Source organism: Roseobacter ponti (assembly GCF_012932215.1).
Classification (GTDB): Bacteria; Pseudomonadota; Alphaproteobacteria; order Rhodobacterales; family Rhodobacteraceae; genus Roseobacter; species Roseobacter ponti.
The window spans coordinates 3,194,190-3,215,466 of record NZ_CP048788.1 but is presented as its reverse complement, the minus strand read 5'-3'; the positions used below and the strand labels follow the sequence as shown (position 1 = coordinate 3,215,466).

Annotated in this window: 22 protein-coding genes; 9 read left to right on the top strand and 13 right to left on the bottom strand. The window is 61.0% G+C overall.

Annotated elements, in window-relative coordinates:
- The first annotated feature begins 1 nt into the window (after position 1).
- The 3 genes from G3256_RS15345 to G3256_RS15335 all read left to right on the top strand — a co-directional run bounded on the left by G3256_RS15345 (position 2) and on the right by G3256_RS15335 (position 1,925).
- Positions 2 to 718: a ZIP family metal transporter gene (locus G3256_RS15345; protein ID WP_246227647.1), complete on the top strand. Its 717-nt coding sequence runs from the start codon at positions 2 to 4 to the stop codon at positions 716 to 718.
- Positions 719 to 838: 120 nt separating this feature from the next.
- On the top strand, positions 839 to 1,051 hold the full coding sequence (locus tag G3256_RS15340; protein ID WP_169641654.1) for a hypothetical protein: 213 nt from the start codon (positions 839 to 841) through the stop codon (positions 1,049 to 1,051).
- Positions 1,052 to 1,079: 28 nt separating this feature from the next.
- Positions 1,080 to 1,925, top strand: a complete 846-nt coding sequence (locus G3256_RS15335) for an urea carboxylase-associated family protein (protein WP_169641653.1) — start codon at positions 1,080 to 1,082, stop codon at positions 1,923 to 1,925.
- A gap of 91 nt (positions 1,926 to 2,016) precedes the next feature.
- Here G3256_RS15335 and deoD read toward each other — a convergent pair whose 3' ends face one another.
- Both deoD and G3256_RS15325 read right to left on the bottom strand, forming a co-directional pair.
- Positions 2,017 to 2,721, bottom strand: a complete 705-nt coding sequence (gene deoD / locus G3256_RS15330; RefSeq protein WP_169641652.1) for a purine-nucleoside phosphorylase — start codon at positions 2,719 to 2,721, stop codon at positions 2,017 to 2,019.
- Positions 2,722 to 2,807: 86 nt separating this feature from the next.
- On the bottom strand, positions 2,808 to 4,775 hold the full coding sequence (locus G3256_RS15325; protein ID WP_169641651.1) for a protein meaA: 1,968 nt from the start codon (positions 4,773 to 4,775) through the stop codon (positions 2,808 to 2,810).
- A gap of 220 nt (positions 4,776 to 4,995) precedes the next feature.
- Between G3256_RS15325 and G3256_RS15320 the strand changes: the two genes are divergently transcribed.
- The 6 genes from G3256_RS15320 to G3256_RS15295 all read left to right on the top strand — a co-directional run bounded on the left by G3256_RS15320 (position 4,996) and on the right by G3256_RS15295 (position 11,964).
- Positions 4,996 to 6,360 (top strand): 1-acyl-sn-glycerol-3-phosphate acyltransferase, encoded by a 1,365-nt coding sequence (locus G3256_RS15320; RefSeq protein ID WP_169641650.1) that lies wholly within the window; start codon positions 4,996 to 4,998, stop codon positions 6,358 to 6,360.
- Positions 6,361 to 6,496: 136 nt separating this feature from the next.
- Entirely contained in the window at positions 6,497 to 7,777 is a 1,281-nt protein-coding gene (ccrA, locus tag G3256_RS15315) for a crotonyl-CoA carboxylase/reductase (protein ID WP_169641649.1), read from the top strand.
- 371 nt (positions 7,778 to 8,148) lie between these two features.
- Positions 8,149 to 8,871 (top strand): helix-turn-helix transcriptional regulator, encoded by a 723-nt coding sequence (locus tag G3256_RS15310; RefSeq protein ID WP_169641648.1) that lies wholly within the window; start codon positions 8,149 to 8,151, stop codon positions 8,869 to 8,871.
- 119 nt (positions 8,872 to 8,990) lie between these two features.
- Positions 8,991 to 9,629, top strand: coding sequence for an acyl-homoserine-lactone synthase (locus tag G3256_RS15305; protein ID WP_169641647.1), 639 nt, complete (start codon positions 8,991 to 8,993; stop codon positions 9,627 to 9,629).
- Positions 9,630 to 9,724: 95 nt separating this feature from the next.
- On the top strand, positions 9,725 to 11,266 hold the full coding sequence (locus tag G3256_RS15300; RefSeq protein ID WP_169641646.1) for an ATP-dependent DNA helicase: 1,542 nt from the start codon (positions 9,725 to 9,727) through the stop codon (positions 11,264 to 11,266).
- A complete protein-coding gene (locus G3256_RS15295) occupies positions 11,263 to 11,964 on the top strand; it encodes an SDR family oxidoreductase (protein WP_169641645.1) in 702 nt (233 codons plus the stop codon). Before G3256_RS15300 ends, G3256_RS15295 begins: the two co-directional genes overlap by 4 nt.
- Positions 11,965 to 11,966: 2 nt before the next feature.
- Here G3256_RS15295 and G3256_RS15290 read toward each other — a convergent pair whose 3' ends face one another.
- From G3256_RS15290 to G3256_RS15240, 11 genes are all read right to left on the bottom strand, one after another.
- Entirely contained in the window at positions 11,967 to 12,728 is a 762-nt protein-coding gene (locus G3256_RS15290) for a TIGR02186 family protein (RefSeq protein WP_169641644.1), read from the bottom strand.
- Complete coding sequence (locus tag G3256_RS15285; protein WP_169641643.1) at positions 12,725 to 13,636, bottom strand: sulfite exporter TauE/SafE family protein; 912 nt, start codon at positions 13,634 to 13,636, stop codon at positions 12,725 to 12,727. The genes G3256_RS15290 and G3256_RS15285 overlap by 4 nt, the downstream gene beginning before the upstream one ends.
- A gap of 93 nt (positions 13,637 to 13,729) precedes the next feature.
- Complete coding sequence (locus tag G3256_RS15280; RefSeq protein ID WP_169641642.1) at positions 13,730 to 14,698, bottom strand: ABC transporter permease; 969 nt, start codon at positions 14,696 to 14,698, stop codon at positions 13,730 to 13,732.
- A complete protein-coding gene (locus tag G3256_RS15275; protein WP_169641641.1) occupies positions 14,698 to 15,792 on the bottom strand; it encodes an ABC transporter permease in 1,095 nt (364 codons plus the stop codon). Before G3256_RS15275 ends, G3256_RS15280 begins: the two co-directional genes overlap by 1 nt.
- Positions 15,793 to 15,796: 4 nt before the next feature.
- Positions 15,797 to 17,323, bottom strand: a complete 1,527-nt coding sequence (locus G3256_RS15270; RefSeq protein WP_169641640.1) for an ABC transporter ATP-binding protein — start codon at positions 17,321 to 17,323, stop codon at positions 15,797 to 15,799.
- 69 nt (positions 17,324 to 17,392) lie between these two features.
- Positions 17,393 to 18,397: a BMP family lipoprotein gene (locus tag G3256_RS15265; protein WP_169641639.1), complete on the bottom strand. Its 1,005-nt coding sequence runs from the start codon at positions 18,395 to 18,397 to the stop codon at positions 17,393 to 17,395.
- A 117-nt stretch (positions 18,398 to 18,514) separates the two neighbouring features.
- Positions 18,515 to 18,964, bottom strand: a complete 450-nt coding sequence (locus G3256_RS15260) for a GNAT family N-acetyltransferase (protein ID WP_169641638.1) — start codon at positions 18,962 to 18,964, stop codon at positions 18,515 to 18,517.
- Positions 18,961 to 19,614, bottom strand: a complete 654-nt coding sequence (tsaB, locus tag G3256_RS15255; RefSeq protein WP_169641637.1) for a tRNA (adenosine(37)-N6)-threonylcarbamoyltransferase complex dimerization subunit type 1 TsaB — start codon at positions 19,612 to 19,614, stop codon at positions 18,961 to 18,963. The genes G3256_RS15260 and tsaB overlap by 4 nt, the downstream gene beginning before the upstream one ends.
- Positions 19,615 to 19,616: 2 nt before the next feature.
- Complete coding sequence (locus G3256_RS15250) at positions 19,617 to 20,063, bottom strand: GFA family protein (RefSeq protein WP_484592908.1); 447 nt, start codon at positions 20,061 to 20,063, stop codon at positions 19,617 to 19,619.
- Between the two features lie 6 nt (positions 20,064 to 20,069).
- The gene (locus tag G3256_RS15245) at positions 20,070 to 20,633 is read right to left on the bottom strand and encodes a NifU family protein (protein ID WP_169641635.1); all 564 of its coding nucleotides are present in this window, start codon (positions 20,631 to 20,633) and stop codon (positions 20,070 to 20,072) included.
- A gap of 131 nt (positions 20,634 to 20,764) precedes the next feature.
- Positions 20,765 to 21,220: a universal stress protein gene (locus G3256_RS15240; protein WP_169641634.1), complete on the bottom strand. Its 456-nt coding sequence runs from the start codon at positions 21,218 to 21,220 to the stop codon at positions 20,765 to 20,767.
- Positions 21,221 to 21,277 lie beyond the last annotated feature (57 nt).

Below are 21,277 nucleotides of genomic sequence, written 5' to 3'. Positions count from 1 at the left end.
TTTGGACGAACCGCTGTGGATGGCGCTTGGTCTGGCCACGCTGGCCGGGCTGAGTATTCCGCTGGGCGGATACCTCGCGCTCTGGCGGTTCAATATCCTGCCGGGATGGGCGCAGACTGAATTCAGGCACGGTGTGATGGCCTTTGGCGCGGGCGCGTTGCTGGCGGCCGTCGCACTCGTGCTGATCCCGGAAGGCAGTGACCGTCTGGAGCCTTTGCCTGCTCTGGCGTGGTTTCTCGCCGGCGGGGCGGGTTTTGCCTGGCTCGACCGTCTGATTGCCGGTTCCGGCGGTCGCATGGCGCAGTTTCTGGCGATGATGATGGATTACCTGCCGGAAGCGCTGGCCCTCGGCGCTGTCATCACCGGCGATCTGAGTGCGGCGGTCCTGGTCGCCGCGCTGATCTGTCTGCAGAACCTGCCGGAGGGCTTCAATGCCATGCGCGAAATGAAAGGGGCCGCAGAGGACGGGCAGGCGACCTCGCTCTGGCTCTTTGCGGCGATGGTGCCCCTCGGACCGCTGGCGGCCTGGATCGGCCTGACGCTGCCGCCCTCCATGGATGCCGGCGTGGGCGCGGTTATGCTGCTGGCCTCCGGCGGGATACTCTATCTGATGTTTCAGGATATTGCGCCGCAGGTCCCGCTGGAAAATACCCTGCTGCCCCCGCTTGGGGCAGTGTTCGGGTTTGCACTTGGCCTCGCCGGCCATCTGATGATCTGATGCAGAAAAAATCCGATATTCTCCCGGGTATCTGTCCGGAGCAGGCAGGCACCCACGCGAGGCCGGCTGACGCGGCCGCACCGTGCTGTCACGCGCAGGCCCTGGTTACGGGCTGAGCTTATGCATATCGTCATCGGCCTGATCATTGCTTTTGTCATTGTCGCCATCTTCGCCCGGCGCAAACGGGGCATGCGGCTTTGTCGCTGGCGCGCAGACCGGACCGGCGATCGGGGGGCGTTGCGCAAATACCGCTGTGCCGCCTGCGGTGCCGAAGCCTTCACCGCATCAGACGGCCCGCCACAGGGTTGCAAATCGCACCTGCCAAAGGTCTGATGCGCGCAGGTACAGAAAGGACCCGGCCATGACCCAGCCCCAGGACGCCGATGCGAGGCGCGCAATCAGACCGGTGATCTGCTATCCGCCCGAAAACCTGCCTGCGGCCGATATGGCGCGCTATGAAACGGCCCGTAAAGACCTGACCCGGACTGACAGCGTGACCGTTCCGCCCCGCGAAGCGCGGACGTTTTCTGTCCCTGCCGGGCATTTCTTCAGGATCACATCGGTTGAAGGGCCGCAGGTCGGTGATCTCAACCTTCACAATGCACAGAACCTCGCGGAGCGGTTCTACTCCGGTAAATCCCGGGCCCTGCACGGCACGCATCTGACGACGGGAGAGCGCCTGTGGAGCAGCTTTCCGCATATGCGCCCGCTGGCGACGATCACCCACGACACGCTCGGCTGGTACGGTATCGACAGTTTCGGCGGGTCGGTACATGACGTGATCGGCACCCGCTGTGACCCCTACAGTCATGCGCTGTTGTCGGATGGCGGACAGTATCACCACTGCTGCCATTCTAATCTGGTCCGCGCGCTGGCAGAGCACACGGGCGTGTCGCGCGCTGAGGCGGAACCGCTGGTGCATGACGTGCTCAACGTCTTTATGTGCACAGGGTTCACCCGGGACACCGGACAGTACTTCATGAAGGCCAGCCCCGTGCGCCCGGGAGACTACATCGAATTTGTGGCAGAGACCGATCTGCTGGGCAATCTGTCGGCCTGCCCGGGCGGAGACTGCTCGGCCTCTCATTCAAGCGATGCCGCGTCCTGTTATCCGTTGCAGGTGGATGTGTTCCGGCCCGATCCGGCGGCGATGCAGGGATGGAATCCTGCGGCTGAAAACAGCTATGACCGCACGCATGGTGACTGACGGACGCTGACACCGGGGCGCGTTGCGGTTTAAGCCATGCAGATTACGGGTTTACAGGATCAGACCGGAGCGGGGCAAACCAGCCTGGCTATCAGGCGAAAGCGGCCTCAAGCGCGATCTCGACCATGTCGCCAAAGGATTTCTCGCGGTCTTCGGCGGGCAGGGCCTCACCTGTCTGCAGATGATCGCTGACAGTCAGAACGGCCAGTGCGCGGCGTTTATGGCGCGCGGCCAGTGTATAAAGCTCTGCTGCCTCCATCTCGACACCCAGAATGCCGTGGCGGACCATCTGCTCATCAAGATCAGGCCGCTCCGCATAGAACACATCCGACGAATAGATCCCGCCCACATGGGTGGGTGTCCCTTTGGCCTTTGCCGCAGATACCGCTGCGGCCAGCAGGGTATAATCAGCGGTCGGTGCAAAATTCACCTCCCGGAAGATGCCTGACGAAGGCGAGGTGATTGTCGAGGCCGACATCGCGATGATCACGTCGCGGACCGAGACATGCGGCTGCATGCCACCACAGGATCCGATCCGGATCAGCGTCTGCGCGTCATAGTCCCGGATCAGCTCATTGGCATAGATTGACAAAGACGGCATGCCCATCCCCGAGCCCTGGATGGTGACCCGGTTGCCACGCCATGTGCCGGTAAAGCCCAGCATGCCGCGCACTTCGTTGACCAGTTCGGCGCCTTCCAGAAAGGTCTCAGCAGCCCAGCGGGCGCGGTACGGGTCTCCGGGCATCAGAACGGTTTCGGCTATCGCGCCCGGCGCTGCGCCGATGTGAATGGTCATTGCGGTATCCTCCCTGGGGTCCGGATACACAGCTAGCCTGCATGTCCCCGCAGGGACAAGCAAAAGATAACCTGCGGAGCGTGAGGTTACTCGGCTGCGACGGCGTGGTGATCCACAAGCGTCACGATGTCTTTCATAATTGTGTTCAGTTCGAAATCTTTGGGGGTATAGACGCGGGCCACACCCATCGCGCGCAGGTTTTCGGCGTCATCCTCGGGAATAATGCCGCCGACGATCACCGGGATATGCCCGAGGCCCGCCGCGCGCATCCGGTCCATCATGTCTGCGACAAGCGGAATATGACTGCCTGAAAGGATGGACAGGCCAACCACGTGGGCCTCGTCCTCCCGCGCCGCCGTCACGATTTCTTCAGGCGTCAGGCGGATGCCCTCATAGGCGATGTCCATGCCACAGTCGCGGGCGCGCACGGCGATCTGTTCGGCGCCGTTTGAGTGACCGTCCAGCCCCGGCTTGCCGACCAGAAACTTCAGACGCCGCCCGAGCCGGTCGCTGACGGCGTCTACCGCCGCGCGCAGATCATCAAGCCCCTCTGTGCAGTTCGAGCGCGCGCCCGATACGCCGGTGGGCCCGCGATATTCGCCGTGTACCGCGCGCATTTCAGCGGCCCATTCGCCGGTTGTCACGCCTGCCTTTGCCGCAGCGATGGAGGCGGGCATCACATTGCGGCCCTCCTTTGCTGCTGATCGCAGGTCTTTCAGAGCAGCTTTCACGGCGCCGGCATCACGCCTTCCGCGCCAGGCATCGAGCCGGCTGATCTGTTCGGCCTCAACCGCAGGATCGACCACCATAATGCCGCCGTCGCCGGTCATCAGCGGTGAGGGCTCGCCCTTTTGCCATTTGTTCACACCGACCACCACGGTTTCGCCGGCCTCGATCCGGCTCAGACGCGCGGCATTGCTGTCCACCAGCCGCGCTTTCATATAGTCAATCGCCGAGATCGCGCCGCCCATGCTGTCAAGGTTTGCAAGCTCCAGTCGCGCACCTTCTTTCAGGGCTTCGACTTTTGCATCTACCGCCGGATTGCCGTCAAAGAGGTCGTCAAATTCCAGCAGGTCGGTTTCATAGGCCATGATCTGCTGCATGCGCATCGACCACTGCTGGTCCCAGGGACGCGGCAGGCCAAGCGCTTCGTTCCAGGCGGGCAGCTGCACCGCGCGGGCGCGTGCCTTTTTGCTCAGCGTCACCGCAAGCATTTCGATCAGAATGCGATAGACGTTGTTTTCCGGCTGCTGCTCGGTCAGGCCCAGCGAATTGACCTGTACGCCATAACGGAAGCGGCGGAATTTCGGATCCTGCACGCCATAACGCTCCAGACAGATCTCGTCCCAGAGATCGACAAAGGCGCGCATCTTGCACATCTCGGTCACGAACCGGATGCCCGCATTTACGAAAAACGAAATGCGCCCGACAACCGCCGGGAAGTCTTCTTCGGGCACACGCGGGCGCAGCGTATCGAGCACCGCTGTCGCTGTGGCCAGCGCAAAGGCCAGCTCCTGTTCCGGCGTCGCACCCGCTTCCTGCAGATGATAGGAACACACGTTCATCGGGTTCCATTTCGGCACGTGGGAATAGCAGTATTCTGCCACATCCGCGATCATCTTAAGGCTCGGCGCGGGCGGGCAGATATAGGTGCCGCGGCTGAGGTATTCCTTGATCAGATCGTTCTGCACGGTGCCCTGCAGCCTGCTGACATCCGCGCCCTGTTCTTCGGCAACCGCAATATAGAGTGCAAGGAGCCAGGGCGCCGTGGCGTTGATGGTCATTGAGGTGTTCATCTGATCCAGCGGGATCTGGTCGAAAAGCGTGCGCATATCGCCCAGATGGCTGACAGGTACACCAACCTTGCCGACTTCTCCGCGCGCAAGCACGTGGTCGCTGTCATAGCCGGTCTGTGTTGGCAGGTCGAAGGCCACGGATAGGCCGGTCTGGCCCTTTTCCAGGTTCGCCCGGTAGAGCGCATTGGACGCGCTGGCGGTCGAGTGTCCCGCGTAGGTGCGGATCAGCCAGGGGCGGTCTTTCTGCGTCTCAGTCATCGGAACCTCGTGAATCGTTTGAGCAACTTTATTTCGCTGCAACCGGAATACTTGAAATATTGTGGCTTTGTCAATTCGCCGCAGTGCGGCAATGCGATTGCAGCGCCGGCGGTATCGCCCGATGCCTGCCGGGGCGGCATTTAAGTAAGGAAGTAAGCCGTGCCGTCTGTGCCGAAATTTGCTGTTGTTCTTGGCGCACCGGCCTGCGAGGGTCCGCAATATGACGCAAGTGGTTGAAGTTCCGCTCTGGATTTTTGTGCTGGTCCTGTTGTTTGCGGCCGTGACTTTTGCATCGCATTTCCTTTTCCCGTCCGTACGGTGGTTTTTTCGGCGCCGTCTGGAAAAGGCCGTCGGTCGGCTGAATGAGCGCCTGACACGACCCATTGAACCCTTCAAGCTCGCCCGGCGATACGACATGATCCAGCGCCTGATTTACGATCCGGAAGTGACGCGGGAGATCGTCAACTATGCCCACGAGCACGGAGTCCCTGAAAACGTGGGCTTTGAGAAAGCCCGCAGCTATGCCCGAGAGATTGTGCCGGGCTTCAGCGCGTTTACCTATTTCGGGCTCGGGATCCGCATGGCGCGGATGCTCGTCAACTCAATCTATGAGGTCTGGACCGCCCCGGGCAATGACGCGGTGATCAAAGAGATCCCCAGAGATGCGACGATCGTCTTTGTGATGAACCACCGCTCGAACATGGATTATGTGCTGGTGACCTATCTGGCCGCGCGCACCTCCGCGCTGTCCTATGCAGTAGGCGAATGGGCGCGGGTCTGGCCGCTGAGCAGGCTGATCCGGATGATGGGAGCTTACTTCATCCGACGCAGATCACGCGGCGCGCTCTATCGCAAGGTGCTCGCGCGCTATGTGCAGATGGCAACCAAGGGCGGCGTGGCCCAGGGTATTTTCCCCGAAGGAGGGCTGAGCCTCACAGGAGAGCTTATGCCGCCGCGCATGGGGCTGCTGTCCTATCTTACCGATGGCTATGAGCCGGGCGGGCGCGATGTTGTGTTTGTTCCCGTCGCCATAAATTACGACAGGGTCCTGGAAGACCGTGTTCTGATTGCTGCGGGCCAGCGTGGCGACCGGCGGTTCGGGGCGCGGATCAGCGTTGTGGTGAAATTTATACTCAGGAAGTTCTGGCAGGCTCTCAGGGGCAGATATGTCCGCTTCGGGACGGCTGCTGTCGCCTTCGGGCAACCACTGTCGCTGCGTGGCTTCGGCCCCGAGCGCCCGGTAGAGGAGCTTTCGGCAAATCTGATGCAGCGGATCGCGGATGCGATGCCTGTGATGCTGGTGCCGCTGTTGTCTCATGTTCTGAGCGCGGCAGAGGGGCCGCTGACGACTGCTGAAATCACAGAACGTGCACAGGCCCTGTCGGCCGATCTGCAGCAGGACATGCCGGCGGCCGAACATGATTTTGCAAAACAGTGCTCAGAAGCGCTTTTCCGGATGCGCAAACACCGGATGATCACCGGTGCAGAGGACGGCTGGACGATTGCGAAAGGCGAAGAGGCCGTAGCCGCCTATTACGCGAGATCTGTCGCGCACCGGCTGCCGCAACCGGAAGCAGCCGCGTAACTTTCTGCGTCTGCTCGGTTATAAAATTACAAAAAGCACCCCACTGGTGTTGCAATATTGCGTGTCGCGTCCTATTCCGGATTGGCGGCGCCTGATTCTGCGGCGCGGCATGTTTTGATGAGAGCTGGAGACTGGCATGGCCCTGGATACGACCGTCGCGCAATATGAAGCCCCGGAGAAAGACCTCTATGAGGTCGGTGAAATGCCGCCGATGGGATATGTCCCCAAACAGATGTACGCCTGGGCGATCCGGCGCGAACGTCACGGCGAGCCAGACAAGGCGATGCTGCAGGAAGTGGTCGATGTGCCCGAGCTTGACAGCCAGGACGTGCTTGTCCTCGTGATGGCGGCGGGTGTGAATTATAACGGTGTCTGGGCAGCACTTGGTGTGCCGATCAGCCCCTTTGACGGGCACCAGCAGCCCTATCATATCGCGGGCTCCGATGCCTCGGGCATCGTCTGGGCCGTGGGTGACCGCGTCACCCGCTGGAAGGTGGGCGACGAGGTTGTCATCCACTGCAACCAGGACGACGGTGATGATGAAGAGTGCAACGGCGGCGATCCGATGTATTCGCCCAGCCAGCGCATCTGGGGGTATGAGACGCCCGACGGGTCTTTCTCGCAGTTCACCCGCGTGCAGAGCCAGCAGCTGATGCCGCGCCCCAAGCACCTGACCTGGGAGGAGGCGGCCTGTTATACACTGACCCTCGCCACAGCCTACCGGATGCTTTTCGGACATGAACCGCATGACCTGAAACCGGGTCAGAACGTTCTGGTCTGGGGTGCGTCCGGCGGGCTCGGTTCCTATGCGATCCAGCTGATTAACACCGCCGGTGCCAATGCCATCGGTGTCATATCAGACGAGAGCAAACGGCAGTTTGTGATGGACCTCGGCGCCAAAGGCGTTCTGAACCGCAAGGATTTTAACTGCTGGGGGCAGCTGCCCACGGTCAATACCCCTGAATACGCCACCTGGTTCACCGAGGCCCGCAAGTTCGGCAAAGCGATCTGGGAGATCACCGGGAAGGGCGTGAACGTCGACATGGTGTTCGAGCATCCGGGCGAATCTACTTTCCCGGTCTCTACCTTCGTTGTGAAAAAGGGCGGAATGGTGGTGATCTGCGCCGGCACCACCGGGTTCAACCTGACCTTTGACGTGCGCTACATGTGGATGCATCAGAAGCGTCTGCAGGGCAGTCATTTTGCCCACCTCAAACAGGCCAGTGCGGCCAACAAGCTGATGCTTGAGCGACGCCTTGATCCGTGTATGTCCGAAGTCTTTACCTGGGCTGATCTGCCCGAGGCGCATATGAAGATGATGCGCAATGAGCATAAGCCCGGCAATATGTCAGTGCTGGTCCAGGCGCCGACCACCGGGCTGCGCACTCTGGAGGATACGCTCGAGGCGCCTCGTTAAGGTTGACGAAACACGACGACAGCTAAAATGCCCTGCGAATCGCAATGCCGCTTCGCAGAGCTTTGCACGTCATGCGTGTGACGCTACATAGTATCAATCACTTACAAAATTCGCCCTCGCTATTTCTGGGGAGTAAATAAACGCGAATTTTCAATAAGAGTTATTACATGTTAGAGTTGTATTAATACTTCATTAACCTTTAAGAGGCGAATCTGCTATGCGAAGTGATTGGATTTTGGACGTACTGACGGACCTGAAGACGTTTGCGACAGCGAACGACCTGCCGGTGCTTGCCGAGCAGCTCGACGATACCGCAATTGTTGCCCTGGCCGAAATCGCAGCCCTTCACGAAAAGACGCAAGGCGGGGCGAATGGAAGCGAATTCGAAGGTAGTGGAGACGGTCTTGGCGGGGCTGGAGCAGGCGGACACGCTTGAAGGTATTCAGGATGCCATCGTTGACCTCAGATCGCATTTTCGGGTCGACAACATGGTGTATCACTGGGTCGACAGCGCCGGTGCTCAGTATGGCTATGGCACGTATCCCCTCGAATGGGCTGAACGCTATCAGGAGCAGAACTATCTGCGCATCGACCCGGTGGTTATCGGATGTTACCAGCGTTTTCATCCGGTGGACTGGAAAAGCCTCGACTGGTCAAGCAAGGCCGCGAGGGCGCTGCAACGGGAATCTCTTGAATACGGCATAGGCAATCAGGGATATTCGATCCCCATCAGAGGACCGAACGGGCAGTTCGCGCTCTTTACCGTCAATCACACCTGCGACGACGATGTCTGGGCAGGGTTTACAGAACAGAACAGGCGCGAACTCATCCTTGTCGCGCATTATTTTAACCAGAAGGCGCTGGAGTTCGAACCCAACAAAGCGCCCGAACAGTCCCAGCCACTTTCGCCCCGTGAGACCGACGCGCTTACCCTCCTCGCGATCGGGTATAACCGGGCGCAAGTGGCTGAAACTCTTTCGATTTCCGAGCATACGCTGCGGGTCTATATCGAAAGCGCCCGGTTCAAACTGGGGGCGGCCAATACCACACATGCGGTCGCCCGCGCCCTCACAAGGGGCGTGATTGTGGTCTGAAAAGCACCGTGACGTTGCCGGTAAGTGTTACCGGCGCGATCTGCCAGGTTGGCAGGCATTAAGCCCCTCTCCGTCATCCTTCCGGTCATGCACTCCCCGCAACCGAAGGAAATGACACGATGCTTCGCTATCTTTACGCAGACCAGCTTTCGCAGTTCCCGCTTCTGGCGGAAACCATGTTCCGCGACCGTGCCGATCAGTTCAAAACCCGGCTGGCCTGGGACGTCACGATTGATGCCGATGGTCTGGAAAAAGACGAATACGATGCTCTGAACCCGCTTTATGTGATCTGGGAAAAACCCGATGGCACCCATGGCGGCTCCATGCGGTTCCTGCCGACGACCGAACGCACGATGGTGAACGATCATTTTACTGACCTGATGGGCGGGGGCACGATCACCAGCCCTCTGATCTGGGAATGCACGCGCTTTTGTCTGAACCGCGATGCCCCCGGCACTGTCGCGGCGGCCCTGATGCTGGGTGGTGGCGAGATCATGAACGGCTTTGGCGTGCGCCATTTCGTTGGCGTCTTTGATGCGCGCATGGTCCGTATTTACCGGATGATCGGCTCCTCACCTGAGGTGCTCGGCAGCGAGGGCGAAGGTCGCGACAGGATCAGTGTCGGCCTTTGGGAATTCAGCCCCGACGCCCAGGCCAAAGTTGCCCGGCGTGCCGGCATTTCGCCAAAGATGTCCCGCATGTGGTTTGAGCGCGCTTTTGGCACCGTTTCCGCCCCTGGTCTCGCCCGCACAGGCTGAACCTGCAGACGACCGGGGCCGGACGGTTTCTGCCTGCGGGGTGCTGCAGTACGACACGTCTGGCCCCCGGCGCGGACCGCCTGTAGGGTCGCGCCATGACCGTTCCCGCCCTTACATTTTCCGACGACCAGGCCCAGGCCTATGACAGCGTTGCCGAGCTCTTGCGCAGTGCCGGCGTCAATCTGGATGACCAGTTGCTAATGCCGCCCAGGGGCACCGATGCCTCCGTTCTCGCGGTGACCGGCAAGGCCGGATCAGGCAAGACAATGCTGCTGGCCGAGCTTTACAAAGCGCTGCAGGAGGCGGGTGTCGAGGTCGTCTCGGGCGATTATGAAAGCCGCAAACGTAAGGACAAACGCACGCTTGCGATCCTTGCGCCAACCAACAAGGCAGCGTCCGTTCTGCGCCTGCGCGGGGTACCCGCGACGACCATCCACCGGATACTTTATACGCCGGTCTACGACCCGGAATACGAACGCATCGCCGAGTGGCTCGCAGGCAACGGTGAACGGCCCGAGATCGACGGGCTGACGCCTGAAGCGCTCAACCGGGCCGAGGTCTTTTACGCCGGCAACAAGTCAATCCCCGGTGCGCTGGCGGCAGCCGGCCTGCGCGGGTCAGATTTTATCACCGGCTGGAAACGCCGCGAAGAGCCGCTTGATATCGGCTTTATCGACGAATCCTCCATGCTGGACGATCGCCAGTTCGAAGATCTGCAGGAGATTTTCCCGACGCTGCTGCTTTTTGGCGATCCGGCGCAGCTGGCCCCGGTGAACCAGTCAGGCACCATGGTGTTCGACAAGCTGCCAGAGCGACGTGTGCTGACCCTCAGCCGCATCCACCGGCAGGACGCTGACAACCCGATCCTTGATCTCGCCCACGCACTCTCGGATCCTGACCTGCAGTTTGAGCAGTTTGAGCGCATGATTGAGGAAACCGCCGCCCGCGATGAGCGGGTGGTCTGGGGCAGCCGGGTCGAGGTCGATCTGATGGCGCGCAGCCCGGTGCTTGTCTGGCGCAACGCCACGCGCATCCGGCTGATTAACGCATTTCGCAACGTGCACGGGGCCCCTGAGGACTCGCTTCTGGAGGGAGAGCCGCTGATCTGCGACGGGCTGGAACTGCCGCTCAAACACCGCAAAAAACGCCTCGATCTGGAGGCGCGCGGTCTTATCAAAGGCGCGCAGGTAATCTACCTCGGTGAAGGCCGCAAGCGCGGTTTCAGTCGTCTGCATGTGATGGGGGCCGAAGACCCGCAGGTCTCTGCCGCCTCCATCGTAAAGATTGAAAAACCCGGTGAGGAAGAGCCCTTTATTCCCTTCGCCGCCAGCATGGGGGCCACCTTTCTGCACGGGGCGGCCGTCACGATCCACAAAGCGCAGGGCAGTCAGTGGGATACCGTTCAGGTCTTCGCGCCGGATCTTTACGCCGCCGCGCGTATGGGGCGCTCTGAGGCAGGGCAACCGCTCTGGAAGCGTCTTGTCTATGTCGCGATCACCCGCGCGCAGGAAAGGCTGATCTGGGTTGTGCGCAACCGGCTGGCCAAACCCTCAGGCGCGCTGCGCGTTGACGATCTGCGCGCGGTGCCGGCTGCACCGCTTACCCTGTCTCAACCCGACCCGGAGGAAACACTATGAAATCGATCATCATCACCGGGGCCAGTTCCGGTATCGGCCATGCCACCGCTGAGCTCTTTCTTCAGGAGGGCTGGCGCGTAGGGCTGATCGCCCGCCGGTCCGAACCTTTAGAGGCGCTGGCAGAAGGCTACAGCACCGCCGTGCCGATGCCTGCTGATGTGACCGATGCTGCCGGAATGCAGGCGGCTTTTGACAGCTTCGGGCACCTTGATGTGCTTTTCAACAACGCGGGCCTTTTCGGCACACCGGGCACCATCGACGAGATTGATCTGGACGACTGGACTCAGGTAATGAACGTCAACATTGGCGGCATGTTTATTGCCGCGCGCCTCGCTTTCCGGCAGATGCGCCGCCAGGACCCGCAGGGCGGGCGGATCATCAATAACGGGTCGCTCTCGGCCTATGTCCCGCGGCCGAACTCGGTGTGCTACACCACGACCAAACACGCAGTGACCGGGCTGACAAAAACGCTCTCGCTGGACGGGCGGCCCTTTGGCATCGCCTGCGGACAGATCGATATCGGCAACGCTGAAACAGCGTTGCTGGCAGAGCTGAAAAAGACCCAGCCGGGCACTGAAACGATGGATGTATCAAACGCCGCGCGTTCCGTGCTGCACATGGCTCAGATGCCTGCGGAGGCCAACGTGCAGTTCATGACGGTGATGGCGACAACGATGCCCTATATCGGGCGCGGATAGGCTCAGGCCCGAAACATCCGGAACACGGCCGAGGCCGCCCAGCCGGCGCCGATGGCAATGGCCAGCGACATCAGGCCGTACATCAGCGCATTTTCCCGGGACAGCCGGAAAAGCCAGCGTTCAAGGCCCACTTTGCGGACGTAAATGCTGGTCTCATACTGCGATACCACCTCACCCCCGCGGGTCAGGAAAATGCGGGTCTGATAGTCGCCCTCGGTGAGGGCGGCGGGCAGTTCGATGGCGGTGCGAAACAACGTCTGCTCATCGACGCTGACAGTGCCTTCGTTGAGCTGATACTGGTTAGAGCGCGATTTGATCCGGATCAGCGCATCCGTGAACCGGGTGGCATCGGCAATGGTATCGGGCGCGCCCACCGACCGGATCGCCCGCGGGATCGAAACGCGGTGGCGCAGATCTTCGGTATCGCTGATGGACAGTCCCAGAACCGTGCTGCTTGAGACAGCATAAAAGCTCGGCGCACTGTCGACCTCGACAGCGTCGGTGTTCACCCAGATGCCGAACCGTTTTTCCTTGCGGCGCACGGTAAAAGTCTCTTCGGGGCCCGAGACAGTCACGATGACCTGAAGCCGCGGATCATCCTGAATAGGGGCCTCGCGTTTGACCGCGCCAAAAATCAGGATTTCGGAGCCGTCAAAGCTCGTATTGATCGAGACCGTATCCTTGCTCAGGCCAAGCACCACTTCTTCGGCCAGGACAGGCAGGCCGGCGATCAGTGCCAGAAGAAGGGCCGCGATGCGCATCAATGACCCCCTTCCGCGATGGAATAGAGCTCGGCCGGCATGATCAGCAGATCCAGTGCCAGCTTGCCGCAGACTGCCAGCACCATGATTGCCAGCAGGATGCGCAGCTGTTCTGCTTTCAGTTTGACGCCGATCCTGGTGCCGATCTGCGCGCCGATAACACCGCCGACCAGCAACAGAACCGCCAGCACAACGTCGACGGTGAAGTTCGTCGTCGCGTGAAGCATGGTGGTAAAGGCGGTGACAAATATGATCTGGAAGAGGGAAGTGCCGACCACAACTTTGGTCGGCATGCCGAGCAGATAAATCATCGCAGGCACCATGATGAAACCGCCACCCACACCCATGATTGCAGCGAGAATACCCACACAGATGCCAACGATAACCGGTGGGATGACCGAGATATAAAGGCCCGAAACACGGAAGCGCATCTTGAACGGCAGCCCGTGGATCCAGTTGTGTTTCTTGCGCTGGGGCGCCTTACCGCGCTTGGTGTTGCGGATCGCACGCAGGCTTTCGAAAAACATCAGCCCGCCGATGATGCCGAGGAAAACCACATAACAAAGCTTGACCAGCAGATCGACCTGACCCTGCGCCTTGAGGTAATTAAATACAATGACGCCGAGGGCGGCACCTATGAGGCCGCCTATGAGCAGCACTGTGCCCATTCGGAGATCCACCGTCTTTCGCTTCAGGTGCGCAAGCACGCCGGAAAAAGACGAAGCCACGATCTGGTTGGCTTCGGTTGCAACGGCCACAGCAGGCGGGATGCCGATAAAGAACAGCAGCGGTGTCATCAGGAACCCGCCGCCGACGCCAAACATGCCGGACAGCACGCCCACGATGCCGCCAAGGCCCAGCAACAGGAAGGCATTGACCGAAACCTCGGCGATGGGCAGGTAAATTTGCATGGCTTGTGTTAGGCCCCGCGGGCTTCAAAATCAATGGGTCTTGCCGCTGTGCAGAAAACAGGACTGACGCAATCCTCAGACTGGCCTTATCCGTCAGCGTTCTTTTACGTATGGTTGTCCGCCCGCACGCGGCGGGATTGCTTTGCCGACAAAACCGGCGAGAATAATGACGGTCATGACATAGGGCAGCGCGCCAAGCACCTGGCCCTGGACCTTGATGCCGATCACGGCGGTGATGACATCCTGGCGGGTTTCCAGTGCCCCGAAAAGGCCAAAGAGCAGCGTGGCATAAAGCGCGTGCCAGGGCCGCCATTTTGCGAATATCAGGGCCGCCAGCGCGATAAAGCCGCGCCCGGCGGACATGTCTTTGACGAAACCGGCCTGCAGGGCGGTGGACAGGTAGGCGCCGGCAATGCCGCAGAGCACGCCGCAGATCACCACCGCAGCGTAGCGCAGCCCGATGACCGAGACGCCCGCCGTGTCGACCGCGGCCGGGTTTTCACCCACCGCGCGCAGGCGCAGCCCGAAACGTGTCCGGAAAAGAACCCACCAGGTGACCGGTACGGTCAGGAAGGCGAGATAAACGAGGATTGAATGGCCTGAGATCAACTCGGCGTAGACAGGTCCGAGGAAGGGAACATCTGCCAGCGCATCGGCGAAGGGCAGGGTGATCGGCTCAAACCGCGCGCCACCCATCAGCGAGGGCGTGCGTCCGCCCTGCGAAAACCAGTCCTGTGCAATAAGCACGGTAAGACCTGCGGCCAGAAAGTTGATGGCCACGCCGGAGATCAGCTGGTTGCCGCGGAAGGTGATCGACGCCAGACCGTGCAGCAGACTGAGCGCCACCGACGCCCCGATCCCCGCAAGCAGCCCGACCCAGACAGAGCCGGTAAGGGCGGCCACGGCGGCGGAGAAAAACGCAGCCGCCAGCATTTTGCCCTCAAGCCCGATGTCGAAAATGCCTGCACGTTCGGAAAAAAGCCCGGCCAGACAGGCCAGCAGAAGCGGCGTGGCAAGGCGCACGGTGCTGTCGAGGAGCTGGATGACAGTGAGGAAATCCATCAGGCATTCCCCCGGCGGATCATCAGAAAGAGACGCTCCAGCGGCATGCGCACCATGTTATCGAGCGCGCCGGTAAAGAGGATGATCAGCGCCTGGATGACGACAATGAGTTCCCGCGGGATTGACGTCCAGAGGGCCAGTTCCGCCCCGCCCTGATAAAGAAACCCGAAGAGGATCGCTGCCAGGAACACGCCGAACGGATGATTGCGGCCCATCAGCGCCACGGCGATGCCGATGAAACCCGCACCCTCGACAGCGTTCAGCACCAGCCGTTCGGCCTCGCCCATGACGTTATTGATCGCCATCATACCCGCCAGCCCGCCGGATATCAGCATTGCGATCATGGTGATGGCAAAGGGCGAGATGCCGGCGTATTTCGCAGCGGATTCCGATTTGCCATAGCTGCGGATTTCATATCCGAGCCAGGTGCGCCAGAGCAGCAGCCAGACCAGTACGCAGGCCAGAATGGCGATGAGAAAGGTTACATTCGCGGGAGCCGATTTGGAGAATTCGATGCCGACCACACCGAGGATGTCATGCAGCGTGGGCAGGTGAACTGCCTCGGGAAAGCGCGCAGTGGCCGGATCCATACTGCCCGCCGGGCGCATCAGATTGACCAGCACATAGTTGAGAACGGCAGCGGCGATGAAGTTGAACATGATCGTGGTGATCACGATATGGCTGCCGCGCCTTGCCTGCAGATACGCGGGGATGGCCGCCCAGGCCGCCCCGAAAAGCGCTGCCGCCAGGGTCGCGGCCAGCAGCGCGATGGTCCAGTGCGGCCAGGGCACCAGAAGGCAGGCCAGCGCCACGCCGAGCCCGCCCAGCATCGCCTGACCCTCACCGCCAATGTTAAAAAGTCCCGCGTGAAAAGCGACTGACACCGCGAGCCCGGTAAAGAGAAAATTCGTTGCGTAATAAAGGGTATAGCCCCAGCCGTAGGTGCTGCCGAGCGCGCCCGTGATCATCAGGTTGACCGCGGCCACCGGGTCTTCGCCAATCGCCAGAATGACCAGCGCGGAAAGGATCGCCGCGAGGATCAGCGAGATGAGCGGCACGAGAATGACCTCAGCCCACTTTGGAACCACATCCATCTCTTCAGCCCCCCACACCGGCCATCAGCAGGCCCAGTTCTTTCTCGTCCGTCTCGGCAGACAGGCGTTCGCCCATGATATGGCCGTCAAACATCACGGCCACGCGGTCCGCCAGCGCCAGGATTTCCTCCAGCTCTACCGAGACCAGCAGAATAGCTTTGCCCTGATCGCGCAGAGCCACGATCTGCTGGTGAATAAATTCGATGGCGCCGATATCGACGCCGCGGGTGGGCTGACCCACCAGCAGCAGATCGGGGTTACGTTCGATCTCGCGGGCCAGCACGATCTTTTGCTGGTTGCCGCCGGAAAAGCTTTTGGCGGCGAGCGCCGGATCAGGCGGGCGCACGTCAAAGCGCTGCATCTTGCCTTCGGTATCGCTGCGGATCGCGGCGTTGTTGAGCAGCATGCCCGACTGATAGGCCTCTGACCGGTGATAGCCAAAGGCGGTGTTCTCCCAGGCGGCGAAATCCATGATCAGCCCTTCACGCTGCCGGTCTTCAGGCACGTGGCCGATGCCGCGTGTGCGACGCGAACGCCCGTCGGAGTGCCTGCCGCTCAGGTCCAGCGGCTGCCCGTTCAGAGTGACGTCGCCGGTCGCATCCGCATAGCCACCAAGCACCTCGAGCAGTTCTGACTGGCCGTTGCCAGCGACGCCGGCGATGCCGACAATCTCGCCCGCACGGACCTGCAGATCGATGCCTTTGACACGCTCAACTCCCTGATCATCAACGACTTTCAGGCCCCTGATGTCCAGGACCACGTTACCCGGCGTCGCGGGTGTTTTATCGACGCGCAACAGGACCTTGCGTCCGACCATCAGCTCAGCAAGTTCGGCCGGAGAAGTCTCGGATGTTTTCACCGTTGCCGTCATCTCACCGCGCCGCATCACGCTCACGGTATCCGTGGCTTCCATGATCTCGCGCAGTTTGTGCGTGATCAGAATGATGGTTTTGCCTTCCTCGCGCAGCCGCCCGAGGATGCGGAAAAGCTGATCTGCCTCGGCGGGGGTCAGTACGCCCGTCGGCTCATCGAGGATCAGAATATCCGCGCGCCGGTAGAGCGCCTTGAGTATCTCGACGCGCTGCTGCATGCCGACGCCGATCTCTTCAATGACCGCGTCAGGGTCCACGTTCAGCCCGTATTCCCGTTCAAGCTCCAGCAGCGACCTGCGCGCCTTGGCAAGCGAGGGGCGCAGCAGGCCGCCGTCTTCCGCACCCAGAATAATGTTCTCAAGCACCGTGAAATTCTCAACCAGTTTGAAGTGTTGGAACACCATGCCGATGCCTGCTGAAATCGCGGCCTGGCTGTCGGGGATTTCGGTTTTTTTACCGGCGATAAAAATCTCGCCTTTGTCGGCTTTGTAAAAGCCGTAGAGGATCGACATCAGCGTGGATTTACCCGCGCCGTTCTCGCCTATGATGCCGTGGATCGTGCCAGGCATAACACGGATCGATATGTCCTTGTTCGCCTGAACCGGGCCAAAGGCTTTGGATATGCCTTTCAGTTCAATTGCCGGCGCTATATCGGCCATCTGCCACCCCCATCCGGAACAGGCCACGCCGGGTGGCGTGGCCTGCTTTAAGCCTTGCTGCGCTCCGGATCAGAAGTCCAGTGCAGGGCAGCTGTCGTTTGCGTAATATGCCACGACTTCAAGGTCACCGGAGATGATCTTTTCGCGGGCTTCCTCAACGGCGGCCTTCATTTCGTCGGTCACCAGCGACGCGTTGTTGTCGTCCATCGCATAGCCGACGCCGTCTTCGGCCAGACCGAGAACGGTAAAGCCACCGGTTTCAACATCGCCGCCGGACTTCATGGTCTCATAGACCGCGACGTCCACGCGCTTGAGCATTGACGTCAGAACCTTGCCCGGGTGCAGGTGGTTCTGGTTGCTGTCAACGCCGATCGACAGGATATCCTCGTCAGCCGCGGTCTGCAGAACGCCCACGCCTGTGCCACCGGCGGCGGCGTATACCACGTCAGCGCCCTGGCTGATCTGCGCTTTGGTGAGCTCTGAGCCTTTCACCGGGTCGTTCCAGGCGGCAGGTGTCGTGCCGGTCATATTGGCAATCACCGTGGCGTCGGGGTTCACGGCTTTCACGCCCTGCGCGTATCCGCAGCCAAAGTGGCGAATGAGTGGGATATCCATACCACCGATGAAGCCAACAGTGCCTGTTTCAGATGCCATCGCGGCCATCATGCCCACGAGGTACGAGCCCTGATGCTCCTGAAAGCCGATGAGCTGCACGTTTGCAGGCACTTCCGGCAGCCAGCCGTCGATGTTCACGAATTTGGTGTCGGGATAGTCTCCGGCAACCGCATTCACCGGGTCGGCAAAAGCGAAGCCTGTTGTGATGACCGGGTTGGCACCCGATTCGGCGAAGCGGCGCAGAGCCTGCTCACGCTGTGCTTCGGACTGCAGTTCGATCTCGAGGAACGTTCCGCCTGTTTCTTCTGCCCAGCGTTGCGCACCGTTAAAGGCGGCCTCGTTGAAGGATTTGTCGAATTTGCCGCCAAGGTCAAAGATCAGGGCAGGGTCGGCCAGCGCGGCACCAGCGCTCAGCGCCAGGGTGGCGCTTGCGCCGAGGAATTTTTGCATAAGGGTCATTCAGTGTCTCCCGGTTTGTGATTTTGGGGCCGGCAACGCGGGAAATCACGCGCAGCGCCCGATATGAGCAGATGTTTTCTCATCCTGCGCAAATTAGGACCTGTACCGCAGGCAGGGTCAACCGGTTTCTGGCGCGGGCGCAGGCGTTTCCGCCGCGTTACGTGCTTTGAGCGCGGACTTCATGAGCACTGCGTCCACAGCAGGGCTCCCGGGGCGGGCGTAATAGCCTGCACGCCGTCCTGTAACGGCGAATCCGTGTGCTTCATAAAGCGCCCGAGCCGCCGTGTTATCCGCCGCCACTTCAAGAAAGGCCGTGTGTGCATCGACACCGTTCATCCACAGGTGCATCAGCTCCGACCCGCGGCCCGCCCGCTGTGCCTCAGGGTGCACGGCAAGCGAGATCAGCTCAGCTTCCCCGGCGACGGTCATCACAAGCGCAAAGCCTCCTGTGACCGTATGCAGTGAAACATGCGGGTTGCGCAGCAGATCCCGCACTTCTTCCGCACGCCACCCCCGGTCCGGCGCGAACGCGGCCTGGTGGATCCGCGCGACTTCTTCCGGTGTCATGACAGTATTACCGGTGGTTTATCGCGCGCAGGTGCCGCATCGGCAGGGCGGATATAGAGCGGGGCGGGGCGCGGGTGTCTGTCACCACCCCGGGCGAAGGCCACCCGGGCTATTGTCTCTGCCACCGGCAGCGTTTGCCGGCCGATGCTGCCGCTGGTCTGCTCTGCAATTTCCGCCGCGCGGTGCCCGACACAAAGCGGCGCTGTGCCCCTCAGACCGGCCGGCAGTGCAGCCAGGTCGCACAGCACAGGCGCCACAGGGTCGGCCGTGCCAAAGCTTTGCAGATAAAAGTGATCGCGCCGGGCATCGAGGGTTGAGACAACCGGTCCGTCAAATCCGAAAGCCTGTGCTTCGAGATTACTCACGCCGATGGCAGGGACGCCAAGCCCCAGAGCGAGGCCGCGTGCCGCTGCCACTGAAATCCGCAACCCGGTGAAATTGCCGGGCCCGATGCCGACTGCAAGCCGGTCGAGATCAGACCAGCCGATGCCGCCGGCGTGCAGCACTTCTGCACAGAGATCCATAAGGCGTTCCGCCTGACCCCTGGCCATCTCTTCGCAGGCGGCGGCGACCAGCGTCTCTCCCGACAGCAATGCAGCAGCACAGTGAGGCCCCGAGGTGTCGAAGGCAAATGTCAGCGGACCGGCCATGATCACAGCGGCCCCGGCGGGCGGCGCAGCGTCTCCCTGCCAGAGGCGGAGACCTTTTCCACGCCGTCGTCCATCGAAACCCGGGGCAGTACCGCGTCCGAGTGACAACGCAGTTCCTGAGCTATGCCCGTCGCCTCATTGAGAATGACTGGGGGAATGTAAATCTGTTCCGGCAGATGCGCCCAGGTCGCGTAGAGCGGCGAGCCGCAGGTTACGCAGAACCGGCGTTCAACGCAGTCTGACGGGCGAAAACCCGTATCGGGATCAGGCCGGATCGCCAAATCTGAAAAGGCAGGTGCCGCAAATGCTGCCGGCGGTGCACCGGTGACGCGCAGGCCATCACTGCAGTGGCACCTGACAGCGGTTTGCGGCTTTGCCATAGCGGTCACGGTCATCGTGCCGCAACAGTACCGGCATGTGACGACAGGATCACGCGGTTGAGACGTCATGCCGCCTCAGCTGGCGACAGGGCGGACCTCGGTCACTTCGGGAATATAATGACGGAGAAGGTTCTCGATGCCCATTTTCAGCGTCAGTGTCGACGACGGGCAACCGGCACAGGCACCCTGCATGTGCAGATAGACCACTCCCCGGTCAAAGCCGTGGAAGGTGATGTCGCCGCCGTCCTGCGCCACGGCCGGACGCACCCGGCTGTCGAGCAGCTCTTTGATCTGGCTCACGATTGCGCCATCTTCACCGGTATGTTCGGCATGACCGGAGGCCGGCGCATGATCACCCGCCATCACCGGCTGACCGGACTGGAAATGTTCCATGATGGCGCCCAGAAGGGCGGGTTTGATATGATCCCAGTCCACCGCTTCGGCTTTGGTCACGGTCACGAAATCAGTTCCGAAAAAGACGCCGGTAACGCCCTCAACGGCATAGATGCGCGTCGCGAGCGGAGATTTATCCGCTGTCTCGGACGTCGGGAAGTCAGCCGTCCCCATTTCCAGAACGGTCTGTCCGGGCAGGAACTTCAGCGTTGCGGGGTTCGGGGTGGATTCGGTCTGAATAAACATTCTGCTCTCTCCTGAGGTTGCATATGATATGCGGATTGACCGAAGCTAAGTCAAGGTTTGGAACCGTTCTAAACTGCACAGGTATCCGTGCATCTGAGGCCGCGCCGGAGCGGCGGGAGCCGGGTGCGCGGTCAGGTAATCGCTTCGAGCTTTTCTTTGCTCAGATCACCCGGAACGATGGTGATCGGAATGGGTAGCCCGCCGGCCATGCGCGACAGATGCGTCACAAGCGGACCGGGGCCCTTTTTGTCACTTCCCGCGCCGAGGACAAGCACCCCGATGCTTTCGTCTTCGCGCACCTGCGCCATTATCTCGTCAACTGCCTGACCTTCGCGGATGATCAGCTCGGGCTCGATTCCCTGGCGGTCACGCATCCACTTGGCAAAGACCTCATAATGCACTTCAATCCGCTCGCGCGCCTCTTCGCGCATCATCTCCCCCACACCGATCCAGTGATTGAACTCATCGGGCGGGATAATCGAAAGAATGCTCACACCACCGCCGGTTCTGGCCGCGCGCATGGCGGCAAACCGCATGGCGTTCAGGCATTCACGGCTGTCATCGAGGATGACCAGAAACTTGCGCATGATGTGATGCCCCCTTTTGCCGCAATAATGGCGGTTCCGATTGGCAGGCGCAATCGC

What these genes read in the sequence shown, in the direction of transcription:
- G3256_RS15340 (WP_169641654.1), top strand. Translation starts at nt 839, where the DNA reads ATGCATATCGTCATCGGCCTGATCATTGCTTTTGTCATTGTCGCCATC.
- G3256_RS15335 (WP_169641653.1), top strand. Translation starts at nt 1,080, where the DNA reads ATGACCCAGCCCCAGGACGCCGATGCGAGGCGCGCAATCAGACCGGTG.
- deoD (WP_169641652.1), bottom strand. Translation starts at nt 2,721, where the DNA reads ATGACCATTCACATCGGCGCAGCGCCGGGCGCGATAGCCGAAACCGTT.
- G3256_RS15325 (WP_169641651.1), bottom strand. Translation starts at nt 4,775, where the DNA reads ATGACTGAGACGCAGAAAGACCGCCCCTGGCTGATCCGCACCTACGCG.
- G3256_RS15320 (WP_169641650.1), top strand. Translation starts at nt 4,996, where the DNA reads ATGACGCAAGTGGTTGAAGTTCCGCTCTGGATTTTTGTGCTGGTCCTG.
- ccrA (WP_169641649.1), top strand. Translation starts at nt 6,497, where the DNA reads ATGGCCCTGGATACGACCGTCGCGCAATATGAAGCCCCGGAGAAAGAC.
- G3256_RS15310 (WP_169641648.1), top strand. Translation starts at nt 8,149, where the DNA reads ATGGAAGCGAATTCGAAGGTAGTGGAGACGGTCTTGGCGGGGCTGGAG.
- G3256_RS15305 (WP_169641647.1), top strand. Translation starts at nt 8,991, where the DNA reads ATGCTTCGCTATCTTTACGCAGACCAGCTTTCGCAGTTCCCGCTTCTG.
- G3256_RS15300 (WP_169641646.1), top strand. Translation starts at nt 9,725, where the DNA reads ATGACCGTTCCCGCCCTTACATTTTCCGACGACCAGGCCCAGGCCTAT.
- G3256_RS15295 (WP_169641645.1), top strand. Translation starts at nt 11,263, where the DNA reads ATGAAATCGATCATCATCACCGGGGCCAGTTCCGGTATCGGCCATGCC.
- G3256_RS15285 (WP_169641643.1), bottom strand. Translation starts at nt 13,636, where the DNA reads ATGCAAATTTACCTGCCCATCGCCGAGGTTTCGGTCAATGCCTTCCTG.
- G3256_RS15280 (WP_169641642.1), bottom strand. Translation starts at nt 14,698, where the DNA reads ATGGATTTCCTCACTGTCATCCAGCTCCTCGACAGCACCGTGCGCCTT.
- G3256_RS15275 (WP_169641641.1), bottom strand. Translation starts at nt 15,792, where the DNA reads ATGGATGTGGTTCCAAAGTGGGCTGAGGTCATTCTCGTGCCGCTCATC.
- G3256_RS15270 (WP_169641640.1), bottom strand. Translation starts at nt 17,323, where the DNA reads ATGGCCGATATAGCGCCGGCAATTGAACTGAAAGGCATATCCAAAGCC.
- G3256_RS15265 (WP_169641639.1), bottom strand. Translation starts at nt 18,397, where the DNA reads ATGACCCTTATGCAAAAATTCCTCGGCGCAAGCGCCACCCTGGCGCTG.
- G3256_RS15260 (WP_169641638.1), bottom strand. Translation starts at nt 18,964, where the DNA reads ATGACACCGGAAGAAGTCGCGCGGATCCACCAGGCCGCGTTCGCGCCG.
- tsaB (WP_169641637.1), bottom strand. Translation starts at nt 19,614, where the DNA reads ATGGCCGGTCCGCTGACATTTGCCTTCGACACCTCGGGGCCTCACTGT.
- G3256_RS15250 (WP_484592908.1), bottom strand. Translation starts at nt 20,063, where the DNA reads ATGACGTCTCAACCGCGTGATCCTGTCGTCACATGCCGGTACTGTTGC.
- G3256_RS15245 (WP_169641635.1), bottom strand. Translation starts at nt 20,633, where the DNA reads ATGTTTATTCAGACCGAATCCACCCCGAACCCCGCAACGCTGAAGTTC.
- G3256_RS15240 (WP_169641634.1), bottom strand. Translation starts at nt 21,220, where the DNA reads ATGCGCAAGTTTCTGGTCATCCTCGATGACAGCCGTGAATGCCTGAAC.